Here is a 16,442-nt window from a genome sequence, read left to right on the forward strand (position 1 = left end):
AAGGAGATTACCTGTTTTTTTGTCCACCCGTTCAAGCGGTACAAAGACAGCTTTCTAATGTTTCTCTTTTCGGAGTGTTAGCACGTGCATCTCAGCAGGACTTCCCCAGCGGATCGGCAAGTGAGAGGTTCCAAACCCTCTGCTAATCAGCAGCTTCGCATCCCTTCCTGTCCCATCTCTTCTGGGCCATTGAAACATTCCTACATCATATTTATGATAGAAATTTTCCACATGCCTTTGACCCAAAAAAGGAAGAATGACCTGCCCTCCATGCGTGTGGCCTGCTAATATCAGATCCGCTGGCACACTTTGACGTTTGGACAACCAGAGCGGATCGTGAACAAGAATGATACGACAAGTGTTATTTAGTGAAGAAGCACGTGACGTTAATCCAGGTAATGGACGATAAGAAGTGTTACCACCCTTTTTCGGAAAATCCACTCCCGTTAACCAAAGAGAAGCTCCCTCACGTTCAATACGCACATTCTCATCCATTAACAGCTTAGCACCACTGCCCCGGATAATCTGATCAACTAGTGAAATATCAGCTCGATAATCATGATTTCCATGTACTACATAGGTAGGCGCAATAGAAGTCACTAAAGTCATATTATCAGTCAGTCGATCCAGAGGACTGTTTTTTTCTGTTAGATCACCACCTAATAAAACAGCACCCACCGTTCCCTTTAACGGAGTCAGCAGTGCTGTTGGAAGGCGGCGGCGATGGATGTCAGTTATAAATAAGAGACGAAACCCATCAAACTCATCTGGGAGCGACTTCAAAATTATTTCCTCGGTAATAATTCTGTTTCTAAAGGCGTTACTCACCATAATCACAGCAATGATTAGTGCAATCAAAAGCACAACCACAACCAATCCCCAAATCCAAAAAATCACCATAAAGTACTCAAAGGCGGCGCCCCTTCGATTCCCCACCAGAGGAGCGCTACCAGCAATATTACAAAGATGAAAATCAGAGAGTTAACAAACATTTTACTAAGCCGAACACGTTCTGATGAATACGTATCCGAACGTGATGGAACAGATTCTTCCTGCTCTTTGTTTCCAGCGTTAGATCCCTTCGCAGAAGCTGCCGGACGGCGCGCTTTCCTTGATAAAGTTGCCGTTGTTGTCCGGGAATGATTGCTCTTTCTAGGAGCCCCCTCCGATCGCGGATTCGTTTTTTTACTTTTGCCAGAAGTTTTGCCTTCGCCACTGCGCTTTTTCTGACGAGACTTCAACCGGCTCAATTCCTCACTCATGATTCCCTCCTGTAGCGGATCACCAAACCAGAGAAAAGGTCGATGAAGAAATGACATAGTATAGGTGCCCATAGGCTTCCTGATTGAATGTATATATATCCAAGACCATAGCTGCTTAAGAATACCCATCCGGTAGGTACAAAGTGGCGCAAATAGCGAACATGAATAAGAGCAAACAAAATACTCGTCCAATAAGGACCAATGGAATACTGAATGGCTCCTCTGAACAGAAGCTCTTCACAGATCGATACCATAGCTGCAATTACAACAATGTGCCATACGGGCCGATTTCGAAATAAAAGGTCGTTTATTCCCCCGTCATCCATGCTTTCTTCAGGTACAATATGAGTCAATAAATAATCAACTACCAGCATTACAGCAGCAAGTCCAAGACCCCATGCCACAAAATGTACGTTTTCTGGAAAAATTAATAGCTGAAAAGGATTTCTTTTCTGAAATAATATCCATATCAAACCGATAATTAATGTAAGCCCCTGAGTAATGTAGAGATTGAGGAGCAGAAGACGGTCTGTTAACTGACCTGGCTCTACTTTTTTTATCTTAATCTCGCCAAATTTGAATTTTTTCATCGTGACCTGCCTGTTCTTTAATTTTTTGGGGCAGCTCCGAAAGAGAAACCGTCCATAATGTTGCTATCAATACATAATACATAGGATAATTCCCCCAGAAAAAGGAGCACTTATTATGAGCCAACGTAACTCCCGTACACAAATGTTGTACACTCTATTTTTTTTGTTTTTCCTTATTTGCGCCTTCGCCGCATTTTTCACAGGCGTCAAGGTTGGCGCAGACAAAACGGAAGCTAAATATGAGCAACAAAAGAGCAGTAATGGATATGGATTAGAAGAATTCACGGGCTCTTACCAACAGAAGGATCTTGTTACTTTCTATCATAACGTATTTTTGCCTTATCGGGAATTCAAGCAGAATTGGAACACACAAGTGGACAAGTTGGCACGCAGTACAGATGCCCGTGTAAATGCAGCAGCTATGAAGAATCTTAGCCTTCTAGCAGATAAACAATATGAAAGAGTTAACCAGGACTCTATCTTTTCAGACTCTCCCTTATTACATCAATCACAGCTAAACATACTCAAAAGCTTAACTTTATTCTCAAAAGCTTCTGGTGAAATAAGTGCAAGTGCATCTGGTGCAGAGACGGCAAAATTGCTGAAAAACGATCCTTATACTGCCGGTGCGGTTAAATTCGGATTGCTCGCACAAAAGAACTTTTATGATTCTATGCTAAAGTGGGGCTCTAAGACAAACCAGAAAATCCCTTCTGTTGCTGGTGAGCTAAAGACCATGTCCTTTATCCAGTGGAAAAAAATGCCTCTTCTTCAAAAGAACGCATCCATCGCTGATATGATGTTAAATCGCGGAATTTTTGCAGCCTACGATCCTCAGGACATTACTGCAAAAATAGACGATTTGATACATTCTGGTACAGCCAGTTCATTGAATCTTACGGATGTTCAGTCCTCAGTAACCCTGCTTATTTCCACAGGTGCTATACAGGTAGAGGATTTTATGAAGTGGCGAGAGCAGTACTATAGCAAGGAGACGATTCCACAGCTCCCGTTTTTTTATGAATAGAACCAGTCATTGAATCATAACGAAAAATGAAGTTCACTTCAAGAAAGCCTACTTTCAAAGCCTATTGACACATCTACATTACCGTGTTACATTATGAAAAAATTAATCAATCAAAAACGATGATGGAACAAAGATTCTGGAAGTCTTCAGAGAGCCGGTGGTTGGTGCAAACCGGTGACAAACAGATGTCTTTAGCGCTCCTGAGATATTGTATCGAACCTTAAAGTAGGTGCAATCGGATCAACTCCGTTACCAGTGTGGCCTTTGCAGGCCAATGAGGCTGCTTCTTCCAAGTTGCAGTGAATTAGGGTGGTACCACGAAGATAACTCTCGTCCCTTACTACGGCAGTAGTATGGGGGTCGGGAGTTTTTTTAATTTCTAAATACCTAATCTATACTATCCTTTTGCCCAAAGTTACCGATTCCGCGGTACTTCTGCACGCAGCTTCTTTTATGCGACACCGCGTTGATCTACTATTATCGCATGTTTTTTCTCTACTAGTTCGTGAATCTTCAGGTATTGTGGATTGCCCAAAAAGGCGTCCTCGACATATAAAGCTTTTCAACTTTAAGGGGGATAAGAAACCATGTTTAAAGTATTAGTATCGGATCCAATCAGTGATTTGGGCATTCAGCAATTGATGGACGCAGAAGATGTAGTTGTTGACAAAAAAACAGGACTCAGCGAAGACGAACTCATTGCAATTATCGGTGAATACGATGGTCTCCTTGTCCGCAGTCAAACTACTGTAACGGACAAAATCATCGAAGCAGGAAAAAATCTAAAAGTAATTGGTCGTGCAGGTGTTGGTGTAGATAATATCAAACTGGATGCTGCAACAAAGCGTGGTATTGTTGTAATCAATGCTCCTGATGGAAATACAATTACGACTTGTGAGCATGCTTTCGCAATGATGATGGCTCTGGCCCGTCATATTCCACAAGCTTATGCAAAAACAATCGGTGGAACCTGGGATAGAAAAACATTCGTAGGTGTAGAGCTTCGTGGCAAAACTTTAGGTGTACTCGGAATGGGCAGAATCGGTAGCGAAGTGGCTAAACGTGCTAAAGCTTTCGGTATGGAAATTCTTGCTTTTGATCCTTTCCTAACAGCTGAACGTGCTGAAAAGATGGAAGTTAAATTGGCTTCCGTAGACGATGTTGTTCGCGGAGCAGACTTCATTACTGTGCACACTCCACTTACTCCGGAAACACGCCATATGATTTCTCGCCCACAATTCGAAGTGATGAAAAAGGGAATGCGCATCATCAACTGTGCACGTGGTGGTGTAATTGATGAAATGGCATTGGTAGAAGCTATAGATAGCGGTATTGTTGCTGGCGCTGCGTTCGACGTATTCGAGAAAGAGCCGCCGCAAGCAGATCATCCTTTCCTGTCTCATCCAAAAATCATCGTGACTCCTCACCTTGGCGCTTCTACGATTGAAGCTCAAGAAAATGTGGCGATCGATGTTTCGGAGCAAGTGTTGCATATTCTGCGTAATGAACCGTTCATTAACGCGGTCAACATTCCTCCAGTGGCTCCAAGTGTAATGAATAAGCTTCAACCTTACTTCACGCTTGGGGAAAAACTGGGCAGCTTTGTTACCCAAATTGCAGCTGCTGCTATCCGTGAGATCCATGTTGAATACGCTGGTGATCTTTCGGATGTAGATACCCAACCACTAACCCGCTACATTGTAAAAGGTGTGCTCTCCCGCCACTTTGCAGAGGACGTTAATATCGTAAACTCCATGCATTTAGCGAAAACACGCGACGTGAACGTAGTAATAACTAAAGCTTCTAAAACTAAAGGCTTTACCAACCTGATTACTGTTACTCTAAAAGCTGATCGTGACCAAGAGTATCTTGTTGCCGGCACCCTGCTGCAAGGTTACGGAGAACGGATTGTTCAAGTGAATAAGTTCCCAGTTGATATTGCTCCTGAAGGTCATCAAATCTTTGTATCCCATAACGACAAAGTAGGGATTATCGGACTCGTGGGTACATTGCTTGGTGAGAACGATGTAAACATCGCTTCCATGCAAGTGGGACGTAAAATTGTTGGGGGCGCTGCAATCATGCTGCTGACCGTTGACAAAGCCGTTCCTAAGCAAGTCCTTGTGAAACTCGCTGGTTTACCAGAAATTAACACTGCTGAAGAAATCATCCTTCTTTAATCTATAATATAGAAAGGCCATTCCAGAATGTATTGGAGTGGCCTTTCTTATATTTTACGAATCTTTTTCTTCCTATATTATGAACGAAGGGATTATCCTTCCATCAATATCTGTAAAACCATATTTTTCAGCAAGCTTTCCAACCTGCTGTGGCTCACCGGACATAGACATAACCTCTGGATCAGCGGCTAGTGCAGTCACTGCTCGACCAATATATGTCGTCGATTCACTCATTTTCAGTTCCTCAACTTCTTGCCAATGTTCCTCATCTGTATTCATGGCTTCTAGAACCGCTTCTGTTCTCATCCATCCAGGTGAAAGTGGCATAACCGCAATGCCGTCATCCTTTAACTCCTTCGACAATCCGAAAGCCATACGTAAAAGTGCATTTTTAGAAAGATCATAATAAAAGTTGCCTAAATATTTATAATGATCCCAGAAGGTTGTATGGATAATTAGACCACCAGTTTTTGCCTTGCGCATCAAGGGAATTGCGTAATAATTTGTGATCATCTGTGCTCTCACACCGGCATTAAACATATTGTCCCAATGAGCTGTAGGTAGCTCCCAAAAAGGCTTCTGCTCGATAGCTAAATCATTGCCTCCCCACACGTTGTTAACTAAGATATCGAGCCGCCCCTGCTCTTCAGCGATCTGACGGATCACTGCTTCTGTTTCTTGATCCTTCGTATGGTCACATCGTATTACCGCACCAGAACCTCCACTTTCTTTTATTTCTCTAAGTACGCTATCTATGCTCCCCTTAATATGCTCTGTGACGGATACATCTGTGGTCCTCCCTGTAATATAGACAAAGGCGCCTCTTCTTGCTAATTCTAAAGCGATCCCCCTCCCAGCACCTCTGCTGCTCCCGGTAACCAATGCGACTTTCCCTTTCAATGTCATAGCATTCAACCCTTTCCACATGAATTCGGATTTCAATATTCTGTGAACATTCCTTACGTTTTATAAGTATAGCCCGTATATATGACATCAACTGACATATATAATATAATCATGATTTAGAAATGATTAATGGTGATCGTCTAATCAATAATTCGAGGAGGTACAATAGCCTAATGAGAGCCGACCGTTTGTTATCAATATTACTTCTGTTGCAAAATCGTGGAAAAATGACTTCTAGAGAATTGGCCCAAACACTCGAGGTATCAGAACGAACTGTGTTTCGTGATATGGAAGCATTAAGTGCTTCAGGAATACCCATTTTAGCTGAACGTGGTCGTGAAGGAGGTTGGATGCTTACTGAAGGCTACCGAACCTCCCTAACGGGAATGAAGCCACAAGAGATTGGTTCACTGCTTCTGTCCGCTGACGCATCTATAATGAAGGATCTGGGGATACAAGACGACTACTCTTCCGCTCTTCTCAAACTAGAGGCTGCATCCTCACATCGACTTAGTAACTCAGCAAATTACCTAAGCGAGCGTATTCATATTGATGGCGCCAGTTGGCATCCTTCGGATGAGACTTATCCGTTCCTTTCTGTACTGCAGAGAGCACTTTGGGAGGACCGCAAAGTAAAAATCACTTATCTCCGGAGCAACGAGAGAACGGTCCGTTTCATTGAACCTCTTGGGTTAGTTGCAAAACGCGGAGTATGGTATGTCGTAGCCAAAAGCAAAGAAGAACTACGGACCTTTCGTGTGTCCAGATTAGTTAACGTTGAGGAGACTCATGAGTGGTTTAAAAGACCTGATGACTTTGATTTAAAACAGTACTGGGAAGAGTCCACCACGGCCTTTAAAGCAGCACTGCCAAAGTATCAAGTAATGCTAAGGGTTAGAACATCTGTCTTAAAAGAATTACAGCGAGAAAGATTTGTCTCTGTCCAATTGATAGAGCCAACAAGCAATGCAGAGTGGGTGAACGTAGATGCCGAATTTAATACGATCGAGTCGGCCTGCCGGATAATCCTTTCTTTTAGTCCCTCGGTTATTGTACTTTCACCGCAAGAACTTTTAGAGATGGTAAAGTCTGCTATCGCAAAAATTTCCGCTATTTATGAGGATTTTTGACACGAAATCTAAAGAACTACTTCGAAAAGAAGATTTATGTCAGTTCTTACTATAGACCAATCACCTTTAAATCCCATATAATAACACCAATACATAATATTAATAAGGAGGACATTATACCAATGAACTGGATGCATAAACTTCCGTTAAAACAAAGAATTGTTGCCGGATGTTACCTCGTTGCCGCACTATTTGCCATTCCTGTTTTAGTTACTTTTATGATCTTAGGCAACATTATTTTGGGTATTGTTCTAATCGTAGTTCTTGCTGCTCTAACTTTCCCCGTGGCCCGCTTTATCGAGAGAACGCTTACATCTTCTTTTGATGACATCGCGAATGTATCTCATAGTATTTCAAAAGGGGATTTTACTAGTAGAGCCGATGAGAACGGGTCTATGGGGGACGTAAGTCGTTCCTTTAATACTATGATTGACAAGCTCAAGAAGATTTTGACAGAAGCATCACAAATCACTCGTCAAGTTATGGATGCAAGCCGTGGAATCGAAGATAAGAATCAGAATTTGAAAATTGTCATGGCACAGGTAGCCTCTTCGTCTAACGAGCTAGCTCTTGGTGCAAATGAAATATCTACGGATATCGCTGAAATGACAGAATCCATTAAAGATATTGAGAATAAAGTATCCAATTATACGAACTCAACGAAAGAAATGAACAGACGTTCAATACATACATTAGAACTAGTTGAACAAGGACGGCAGTCCGTTGATACTCAAGCTGAAGGCATGCGCAAAAACATCCAGGCTACTCAAAAAGTAGCTGATACTATCGAAGCCCTGTCTCATAATGCTCGCGGAATTACGATGATTACAAAAACCATCACAGAGATCGCTGAGCAGACCAACCTCTTATCGCTGAATGCCTCCATCGAAGCAGCACGCGCCGGGGAGCATGGTCGAGGATTTGCTGTAGTCGCACAGGAGGTTCGTAAACTTGCCGAAGAATCAACGGCTTCAACGAAGGAAGTCTTTGGCTTAGTTCGGAGCATCGAAACTGATATCAAACAAGCGATTGACAATATCGCTATCAACGAAGAAGTCGTACAGGTACAGAATGAGATGATCACTCAATCTGCTCATATCTTTGCTCAAATTGTGCAAAGTGTGCAGTATATTACCGAGCAAATCTCTTCCTTCTCTGCTGAAAGTGATCTGATGTTGGAAAGTGCCTTGAAAATCTCAAGTGCAATAGAGAATATCTCTGCAATCACACAGCAAACCGCTGCCGGCACCGAGGAAGTATCCGCCGCTATGAATGAACAAATTAATGCCCTGCAGTCCGTCGCTGAAGAAACTGAGAAAATGACACAGGCTGTGTTTAATCTACAGAAGACTATCCATATTTTCAAGTTTTAAGTCACTTGCAAATCATATAAACAAGACCAAAAACTCCTCCTAAGTTTTGACTTAGGGGGAGTTTTTTTATATCTATTATTTCATAGGTTGGACAAGACTTTCGTCAAAATTCGAGTTAATTTGCGAAAATATATTGACAAAGGTACTCTAGGAATATATTGTAAAGGAAAATTCTTCTTATAAATTTTAAAATTAATATTGGCAAAATCTTCGAAAGAGGATGACGCAAAACCATGGATCTACAGCCTCATTTTTAATCAGAGGCCATGACTGCCAGGTTGCAGAAAACCAAGACGACTGAACAATTGTTCAGTCTCTATGGCGATTTATGCCACCAACCTGTGCCCTAATTCAGAGCACAGGTTTTCTAATGTTTGATTTTAAAATAACAATCAACTTGTGAGGTGTATTTTTTGAAGACAGTCGCAGATTACATGTCGGAAGCACTACGGAACCTAGGAGTTACCCATTCCTTTGGTATTATTGGGAAATCCATTTGTCCTATTGTTCTTAAAATGGTAGATTACGGTATTGAATTTATTCCTGGGAGACATGAGTCCAGTTCCGGCTTCGAAGCAGCCGGGTATGCGCTTAAAACTGGAAAACTAGGTGTAGCTTTTGGTACTTCAGGTCCTGGTGGAACAAACCTATTAACTGCAGCAGCACATGCTAAGGCTAACAACCTACCTGTCCTATTTATTACTGGCCATCAATCTATTAAAGAGCTTGGAATTCCCCAATGTCAGGACTCTACTTCTTTTCTAGCTGATTTAGCTGATATGTTTAGACCTGCCACCTTATATAGCAAGCTTATTGAACGTGGAGATCACTTTAACACAATCTTTAATCATGCCATATCCATTGCTTTGAGCGGTAATCGTGGTCCAGTTCACCTTTGTATTCCCTTTGATGTACAAACGGAATTGCTAGAGGAATGTAATATTGTAATCCCTGAACGCGAATCACTGGTTAGCCATGCTAATATCGACCGTGTACTTGATGCTATAAATAACTCTAAGAATCCAATAATTATCGCGGGTAAAGGCGTTAACCGCTCAGGAGCACATAGTGAGCTAATTCAATTAGCGGAAACATTTAATATTCCTGTAGTTACATCTCCAGGTGGTAAAGGGGCTATAGCTTGGGATCATCCACTCTATCACGGTCCAATTGGAGTAGGCGGTTGTACCCATGGGGATGACTTGCTGAATCAAAGTGATCTATTTATCGTTCTCGGGTCACGTTTAAGTGATATGACTATTTGTAATCTTAAAAGGGAAAATCATCCTGCAACATTAATTCAGTTTGATAGCGATCCGACTTTTGTCGGAAAAATATTGTTCTCTAAAACGATTCCAGTGACTGGAGATCTACGGGACAATCTAGTTTACTATCTCAATAATATTGACACGAACAACATCACAAAACGCGAAGCACCGACAAATTCCGATTATACCGAAGAGCCTCCGATTTTACCAAACCTTTCACTTGCATCGGTCTTGAGTACGATGAGTGATTTGATTCCTTATAACAGCACAGTCTTTGTTGATGATGGAAGTCACGGTTTCCATGCTGCGAAATGGTACAAGGTTAAGAAACCGGGCAGTTTTGTTTTCGATGCTTACTTTGCTTGTATGGGTAATTCCATCGGAATGGCGATTGGTGCAAAGGTTGCTGCTCCAGAAGAAACGATCTTCTGCATTACAGGAGATGGCTGCTTTATGATGCTAGGCGCAGAGATTAACGCTGCTGTCTGCAAGGATATTCCTGTCATATTCATTGTTGTGAATAATAAACAGCTAGATATGGCTCTAAAAGGTATGGAAAAAACTACAGGACGTATTGACGGAACTATCTACGAAGTCCCTATGGATGCTGTGAAATTCGCAGAATCACTAGGCGCTAAGGGTTACAAATGTGAGACAGCGGAGGAGTTCGAAACAGCCATCAAGGACGCTGTTGCCATCAACCGTGTTGCCGTCATTGAACTGCTAACAGACCGTGATGAGGTCCCTCCGACTGCTCACCGTACTTTGAACCTAAATTAGGAGGTCACTTATGAAAGACAATGTAAACAGTGGTCTGAACCACTTCACGAATCTCTCTGGAGACTACGGAGCTAAAGCACTGGCTCCGATTAAAGAACATTTCCCCGATTTGGCTGAATTTATTATGGGGAATGCCTACGGCGATATTTTTCAACGCAACACAATCGAAGCTGACTGGAAGGAAATCGCAGTTATCTCTGCCCTGATTTCGATGGGTCAGTTTGATCAATTGGGTGTTCATTATGTCATGGCTCTTCGTGTGGGAGTTACTGTAGAACAACTCAAAGGTATTCTATTACACTTAGTACCCGCTATAGGGGCACCTAGAATCATCACCGCTTTTAATATTCTTCTCGAAACGATTGAAGAAATAAAGTAACTATTTTCAGTAAATTAAAATATCGGGAGAGATGTTAACGTGGGACAGTTTATTTTAAAGACAGACACTACTAAAAAAGTGATCAATATTGAGCTGGAAGGAACATTTTCTGAAGAAGATGGTCTGAAATCTATCCAAGCTTATCAACAAACTATTAATCCTATCACTCCAGCAGACTATGAATTACAAATCGACTGCAGAAAGCTAAACGTAACTGCACCTGATGTTGTACCTCTTTTGGAAGGTTGCTTCGTAATGTTTAAGAATGATGGATTTGTAAAAGTAAATCTAACCCTTGAGAATAACCCAATTCTTAAAATGCAGCTTGCTCGTCTGGGTCGTAAAGCAGGACTAGATAACATCGAGATCATTTCCACCGTTACAGCTTAATTCTTCTTATAACTAAAAAAACTATAGAGTTTTTCAGGAGGATTCATTCATATGACCGGAATTCGTATTCAAGACATTGATATCTATCATCCTAGTAATAAAGTTGGTAACGACTTTTTTATTAAGCATTTTGACGAAAAGGGTATTGATATCCGAGGTCTACTGACCACTTTAGGTCGTGATACGCGCTATAGCATTAAGAATGAGGAAGAAAATTCTCTTACGATGGCTTTTGAGGCTGCCAGTAATGTGTTGGATAAAAATGGTCTCACTGGCGCTGATATCGATCTTATTGCCTATGCAAGTCAAACTCCTGAATATATCTTTCCTACTAACTCTTTAATGATTCACCGTTTAATTAACGGCGCATCCCATACAATTTGTATAGATAGCAACGCTAACTGTGCAGGTATGACTGCTTCCGTAGAACAGGTGAGCCGTCAAATGCAAGCCAATCCTAGAATTAAACGTGCTTTGGTCATCGGATCCGATTATGTAGCACCTCATGCAGATAAGAATGATCCAGTCTATTATGCTAACTTCGGTGATGCAGCTGCGGCAGTCCTTCTTGTGCGCGATGATAATGCGGTAGGCTTCATTGATTCTGTCTATCAAACAGACACATGCGTTTATGGCAACTCCATGTTCCCGGCTGAAGGCTTGGCTAATCTGGGTAGAAAAGGCGTAGCGGCTGGAGAATTCAATGTGAAGTTCATTCCATTTGATGATTCCATTTGCGTAGATGCTGCTTCTGAATCGATTCGCACGCTTCTATCTGATAACAACATAGCGCCTGAATCTATTAAAGCGGCCTGTTTCTCACAGCTTTCACTGCCTAATATCGTTGGTGTTTGTGAAAAAGTGGGGATTGATCGTGAGGTTGCGGTTTACATAGGTGATGAATTCGGGTACACCTCAACCAGTAGCCCGTTTATCGCTCTACACAAAGCTATTACTACAGGAAAGATCGAACGCGGAGATAAAGTTCTGTTCTGGACAGTGGGCGCTGGATGGCAAAACGTTGCATTTGTAATTGAATATTAAGCGTTACAACCTAAAAAGCGGCAGGCCAAGGATTATCCTTAGCTTGCCGCTTTTTAGGTTGATCTGTTCTTTAGGACTCGCTGGCAAAGGATAACCCCTTTTCAGTGAGCGCACGCCGTAGTACATCAATCCCTTTTGGTCCCATCCCATGGAGCTGCAGAAGCTCTGACTCAGTGAGCTTACTGATTTGGTGAATCTGTGTATACCCAGCACCATGAAGTGCTCGAAGTGCAGGCTTAGATAGTCCACTCGGTAGATCAGATTCTGTTCCATTAAACATAGACATATGCATCTCCCTGATCACTGATATCTTTCATGTTTTTCCCAACCCATGGTACGCGCTACAGCGTCTTTCCAGGCGTTGTAACGTCGTTCACGCTCATCTATACCCATTACAGGTGAAAAGACCCTCTCAGCTTTGTTAAAGCTTTCTAGCTGCTCTCTTGTCCAAACTCCTGAGGTTAATCCAGCCAGAAGTGCTGCTCCCAGCGCAGTCGTCTCCGCATATGTAGTTCGAGTAACTTCACTACCGAGGATATCAGACTGAAACTGCATCAGCAAATCATTACGAACCGCTCCACCATCTACACGAAGTCCGGTCAATGGCATGCCTGCATCTTTTTCCATCGCCCCAATTACATCTCTAGACTGAAATGCTAATGACTCTAACGTTGCTCTTACCAAATGCCCCGAGGTGGTTCCTCTAGTTAGACCGAAGACTGCTCCACGTGCATACATATCCCAATAAGGGGCACCTAGTCCAGTAAAAGCAGGTACGACGACAACCCCTTCACTGTCCTCTACTTCCCGCGCTTTGTCTTCCGAGCCTGCCGGCTCCGTTATGAGTCCTAACCCCTCCTGAAGCCATTGTACAGCCGCTCCGGCTACAAACACACTGCCCTCGAGTGCATAATAGAGCTCATCCCCCATTCCCCAAGCTACAGTGGTCAACAACCCATGACTGGAGACTACAGCTTCTGTACCTGTATTCATCAGAATAAAGCATCCAGTTCCATATGTGTTTTTGGCACTGCCGGGTTCAAGACAAGTATGTCCAAACAAAGCAGCTTGTTGATCCCCCAATACAGAGTGAATAGGTATTTCTGTCCCGAACCACTGCGCGTCTGCTGCTCCAAATTCACTACCGGACATCCTCACTTCTGGCAGGATGGAGCGTGGTACACGAAGCTCCTCCATTAGCTCTTCGTCCCAGCAGCGCTCATGTAGATTATATAGCATCGTACGCGATGCATTAGTTACATCAGTAGCATGTACAGCCCCGCCAGTAAGCTTCCAGATTAGCCAGCTGTCTACTGTCCCAGCTAGTAGCTCGCCATTATTCGCCCGCTCTCGTGCGCCTTCTACATGATCAAGAATCCAGGAGAATTTTGTTGCAGAAAAATAAGCATCCACAACGAGTCCCGTCTTGCTAGCAATGAGTCCCTCTAACCCCTTACTCTTGATCTCTTCACACAGCTCTGCAGTACGTCTGTCCTGCCACACAATCGCAGGATAAATCGGCTTGCCTGTTGCTCTATCCCAGATCAGGGCCGTTTCCCTCTGATTTGTAATTCCAATGGAATATACTTCCTGAGGTGTTATCCCGCCCTGAGTAATCGCATCTCTTGCAGCTGCAAGCTGTGACGCCCAGATTTGCTCTGGGTCATGCTCCACCCAGCCAGGGTGTGGGAAAGATTGTTCAACCTCATATTGCCCTTGTGAGACGATTCTAGCGTCCTCATCGAACACTATGGCTCGTGAACTGGTAGTCCCTTGGTCTAAAGATAAAATCATTTGATGGCCTCCCAAGCATAAACAATGAGATATGTTCCACGATGAACAAGATTAATGTGTTTGTTTCAACAAAAAGCACCTCTGCTGTCAGAGGCGCTATCACACATTGTGTTTGGAATTACTGTTTTTCGACAGGAAGTCTTAGGGTAAAGGTTGTACTTTCGCCCAACTTACTGGAAGCTGAAATGGTTCCGTGATGCGACTCAACAATATTTTTAACAATCGCAAGCCCGAGTCCCGTTCCACCTGATTCTCCCCGTACACGTGCCTTATCGGCTTTGTAGAAACGATCAAATATATAAGGCAGATCTTCCTGCGGAATGCCGACGCCTTCATCCTGAATTTTAATTTCAAAATAGCGACGCCCTTCTAAGACACAAGTTCCTGTATGAACTGTGATCTTCTTGCCACCCTGCGTATGACGAAAAGCATTATCGAGCAAATTGGTTAAGACCTGCTCAAGCTTATCTTCATCCGCTGCCTTAAGAACAAGGACATCGCTCTCTTTATTTAGCTGCAGATGAATATCACGCTCTTTCGCACGTACGGAAAATTTGCGATACACTCGTTCCAGCAGTTCGTTCACATCTACTTCTGCCTTCAACATATCCGTATGTCCAGCTTCCATTCGCGCAAGGTCGAGCAGATCCTTTACAAGACGTCCCATACGGAGCGATTCATCATGAATGACCTGAATCAGTTCACTGCTTTCCTCTGGTGAAGATGCCATTCCGTCAAGTAAAGCCTCACTATAACCTTGCATCATCGATAATGGCGTCCGAATCTCATGAGAGACGTTTGCCACGAAGTCACGGCGCATTTTTTCGAGTCGTACTTCTTCAGTCACATCACGCAGAACAGCAACCACTCCACGAATGCTACCCTCAGAATATAAAGGTGCCATATGGACGGACCACACGCCCTGCCGGACATGTACATTAGAACGCTCATCGCCGCCTTCTTTCAACGTGCTCAAAAATAAAGGACGCAGGGGAGGTGGAACATTACTCTCAGCCGTTTCCGTATGAGGTTCAATGTCACTCTCTTGTTCCCACTCTAAATCGCTCCAGCTCTCAAGTAGCGATTGACCGTGCGGATTGGTCAGAATAATCTGGCCTTCGATGTCAAAGGTGATTACAGCATCACTCATGCTGCGTAATACACTGGATAGATGGCCCTTCTCATGGTGCAGACTGCGAATATTCTCTTCCAACTCCTCAGCCATATGGTTGAAGGAAGTCGCCAATTGGCCAATCTCGTCACTTGTGACCAGCGTCAGCCTTGTTCCGTATTCACCACGTCGAATGTTGTTTGCAGCCTCGATGACACGTTGCATCGGCTGAGTGATTTTGGTAAACAAGAACAACGCGAAGAATGTCGTCAAAGAAAATCCGATCATGCACGTATACATAAATAAACGTTTGATATCGCCGGAATTAGCAAAGTTGCTGTCGATATAGGGAAGTAGAAACAACCCGAGTGTAATAAGCACGACAGCGACCAGGCAGATGATCGTGACCCACAGCTTGCCGACAAGACTTCTCCAGAAGTTCACTTATTTAGGTACCTCAAGTTTGTAGCCTACACCCCATACAGTTGTAATCATCGCCGCGGATTCCGGTGATACTTTATTCAGTTTTTCACGAAGACGCTTAACATGGGTATCGACTGTACGCAAATCTCCGAAAAACTCATAATTCCAAACATCTTTAAGTAGTTCTTCACGAGAGAACACTTTATCCGGTGAAATCGCCAAATAATGCAGCAGTTCGTATTCTTTCGGTGTCAGACTCACTTCTTCACCGCCAGCAGTTACTCGGTGTGCGTCATGCTCAATAATAAGATGAGTGAATACAATGTTATTACTGGAGTTGCTCTCTTTGGACAAAAATGCTGTTGCTGAAGAACGGCGCATAATGGCCTTCACGCGATAAATCACTTCGCGAGGACTAAATGGCTTCACGACATAATCATCCGCGCCCATTTCAAAGCCCTGTACACGATTAATCTCTTCGCCTTTAGCTGTAAGCATTAAGACAGGTGTCGATTTGACCCCTCTGAGTCGGGTCAGCACTTCCATTCCATCAATGCCAGGCAGCATAACATCCAGCAAAATTAGACCGTAGTCATTTGCTGTTGCTTTGCGAAGAGCGATTTCGCCATCTTCAGCTTCGTCGATTTCATAACCTTCTTTTTCAAGATACATCTTTAGCAGGCGGCGAATGCGTTCCTCATCATCCACTACCAGAATTCTGTTTAAATGATCTGCCATTTCACAACAACCCCTTCATCAAATACAGTAGAACGTAACCTTAAATC

The 16,442-nt window shown here is 43.1% G+C and carries 16 protein-coding genes, 1 riboswitch and 1 other annotated feature; of the genes, 8 read left to right on the forward strand and 8 right to left on the reverse strand.

Annotation, left to right across the window (positions count from 1 at the left end):
• Positions 1-54: 54 nt before the first annotated feature.
• Genes ACFWMP_RS17700 through ACFWMP_RS17710 form a run of 3 tightly spaced genes read right to left on the reverse strand, consistent with a single transcriptional unit; the run spans position 55 to position 1,852 of the window.
• The gene (locus ACFWMP_RS17700) at positions 55-936 is read right to left on the reverse strand and encodes a metallophosphoesterase (protein ID WP_379424369.1); all 882 of its coding nucleotides are present in this window, start codon (positions 934-936) and stop codon (positions 55-57) included.
• Positions 894-1,262 (reverse strand): hypothetical protein, encoded by a 369-nt coding sequence (locus tag ACFWMP_RS17705; RefSeq protein ID WP_042190231.1) that lies wholly within the window; start codon positions 1,260-1,262, stop codon positions 894-896. Before ACFWMP_RS17705 ends, ACFWMP_RS17700 begins: the two co-directional genes overlap by 43 nt.
• Positions 1,259-1,852, reverse strand: a complete 594-nt coding sequence (locus ACFWMP_RS17710) for a CPBP family intramembrane glutamic endopeptidase (protein WP_042190233.1) — start codon at positions 1,850-1,852, stop codon at positions 1,259-1,261. Before ACFWMP_RS17710 ends, ACFWMP_RS17705 begins: the two co-directional genes overlap by 4 nt.
• Before the next feature lie 115 nt (positions 1,853-1,967).
• Between ACFWMP_RS17710 and ACFWMP_RS17715 the strand changes: the two genes are divergently transcribed.
• Positions 1,968-2,879: a hypothetical protein gene (locus ACFWMP_RS17715; RefSeq protein ID WP_042190235.1), complete on the forward strand. Its 912-nt coding sequence runs from the start codon at positions 1,968-1,970 to the stop codon at positions 2,877-2,879.
• A gap of 110 nt (positions 2,880-2,989) precedes the next feature.
• Positions 2,990-3,220 (forward strand) — a binding site (T-box leader).
• Positions 3,221-3,466: 246 nt separating this feature from the next.
• Entirely contained in the window at positions 3,467-5,059 is a 1,593-nt protein-coding gene (gene serA, locus ACFWMP_RS17720) for a phosphoglycerate dehydrogenase (protein ID WP_076284555.1), read from the forward strand.
• Positions 5,060-5,131: 72 nt separating this feature from the next.
• Here serA and ACFWMP_RS17725 read toward each other — a convergent pair whose 3' ends face one another.
• The gene (locus ACFWMP_RS17725; RefSeq protein WP_076284554.1) at positions 5,132-5,965 is read right to left on the reverse strand and encodes an SDR family NAD(P)-dependent oxidoreductase; all 834 of its coding nucleotides are present in this window, start codon (positions 5,963-5,965) and stop codon (positions 5,132-5,134) included.
• A gap of 173 nt (positions 5,966-6,138) precedes the next feature.
• Between ACFWMP_RS17725 and ACFWMP_RS17730 the strand changes: the two genes are divergently transcribed.
• The 6 genes from ACFWMP_RS17730 (at position 6,139) to ACFWMP_RS17755 (ending at position 12,329) form a co-directional block, all read left to right on the forward strand.
• On the forward strand, positions 6,139-7,095 hold the full coding sequence (locus ACFWMP_RS17730) for a helix-turn-helix transcriptional regulator (protein WP_379424370.1): 957 nt from the start codon (positions 6,139-6,141) through the stop codon (positions 7,093-7,095).
• A 122-nt stretch (positions 7,096-7,217) separates the two neighbouring features.
• Positions 7,218-8,468 carry a methyl-accepting chemotaxis protein gene (locus ACFWMP_RS17735; protein ID WP_042190241.1) on the forward strand — a complete coding sequence of 417 codons (1,251 nt, stop codon included), beginning with the start codon at positions 7,218-7,220 and terminating at the stop codon, positions 8,466-8,468.
• 190 nt (positions 8,469-8,658) lie between these two features.
• Positions 8,659-8,754: riboswitch (cyclic di-GMP riboswitch) on the forward strand.
• A gap of 118 nt (positions 8,755-8,872) precedes the next feature.
• A complete protein-coding gene (locus ACFWMP_RS17740) occupies positions 8,873-10,516 on the forward strand; it encodes a thiamine pyrophosphate-binding protein (RefSeq protein WP_052404378.1) in 1,644 nt (547 codons plus the stop codon).
• A 10-nt stretch (positions 10,517-10,526) separates the two neighbouring features.
• Entirely contained in the window at positions 10,527-10,895 is a 369-nt protein-coding gene (locus ACFWMP_RS17745) for a carboxymuconolactone decarboxylase family protein (protein WP_042129622.1), read from the forward strand.
• 39 nt (positions 10,896-10,934) lie between these two features.
• Positions 10,935-11,285, forward strand: a complete 351-nt coding sequence (locus ACFWMP_RS17750) for a hypothetical protein (RefSeq protein ID WP_042190245.1) — start codon at positions 10,935-10,937, stop codon at positions 11,283-11,285.
• Positions 11,286-11,336: 51 nt separating this feature from the next.
• The gene (locus tag ACFWMP_RS17755; protein ID WP_042190247.1) at positions 11,337-12,329 is read left to right on the forward strand and encodes a 3-oxoacyl-[acyl-carrier-protein] synthase III C-terminal domain-containing protein; all 993 of its coding nucleotides are present in this window, start codon (positions 11,337-11,339) and stop codon (positions 12,327-12,329) included.
• Between the two features lie 70 nt (positions 12,330-12,399).
• Here the strand turns inward: ACFWMP_RS17755 and ACFWMP_RS17760 are convergent, their stop codons facing one another.
• The 4 genes from ACFWMP_RS17760 to ACFWMP_RS17775 all read right to left on the reverse strand — a co-directional run bounded on the left by ACFWMP_RS17760 (position 12,400) and on the right by ACFWMP_RS17775 (position 16,395).
• Positions 12,400-12,615 (reverse strand): helix-hairpin-helix domain-containing protein, encoded by a 216-nt coding sequence (locus ACFWMP_RS17760; protein WP_339242753.1) that lies wholly within the window; start codon positions 12,613-12,615, stop codon positions 12,400-12,402.
• A gap of 14 nt (positions 12,616-12,629) precedes the next feature.
• A complete protein-coding gene (glpK, locus tag ACFWMP_RS17765; RefSeq protein ID WP_339242755.1) occupies positions 12,630-14,123 on the reverse strand; it encodes a glycerol kinase GlpK in 1,494 nt (497 codons plus the stop codon).
• 118 nt (positions 14,124-14,241) lie between these two features.
• The gene (locus tag ACFWMP_RS17770) at positions 14,242-15,678 is read right to left on the reverse strand and encodes an ATP-binding protein (RefSeq protein WP_042190254.1); all 1,437 of its coding nucleotides are present in this window, start codon (positions 15,676-15,678) and stop codon (positions 14,242-14,244) included.
• Complete coding sequence (locus ACFWMP_RS17775) at positions 15,679-16,395, reverse strand: response regulator transcription factor (RefSeq protein ID WP_036676174.1); 717 nt, start codon at positions 16,393-16,395, stop codon at positions 15,679-15,681. It lies immediately after the preceding gene.
• Positions 16,396-16,442: the final 47 nt, after the last annotated feature.

Source organism: Paenibacillus sp. NPDC058367, assembly GCF_042723305.1.
Taxonomy (GTDB): domain Bacteria; phylum Bacillota; class Bacilli; order Paenibacillales; family Paenibacillaceae; genus Paenibacillus_AQ.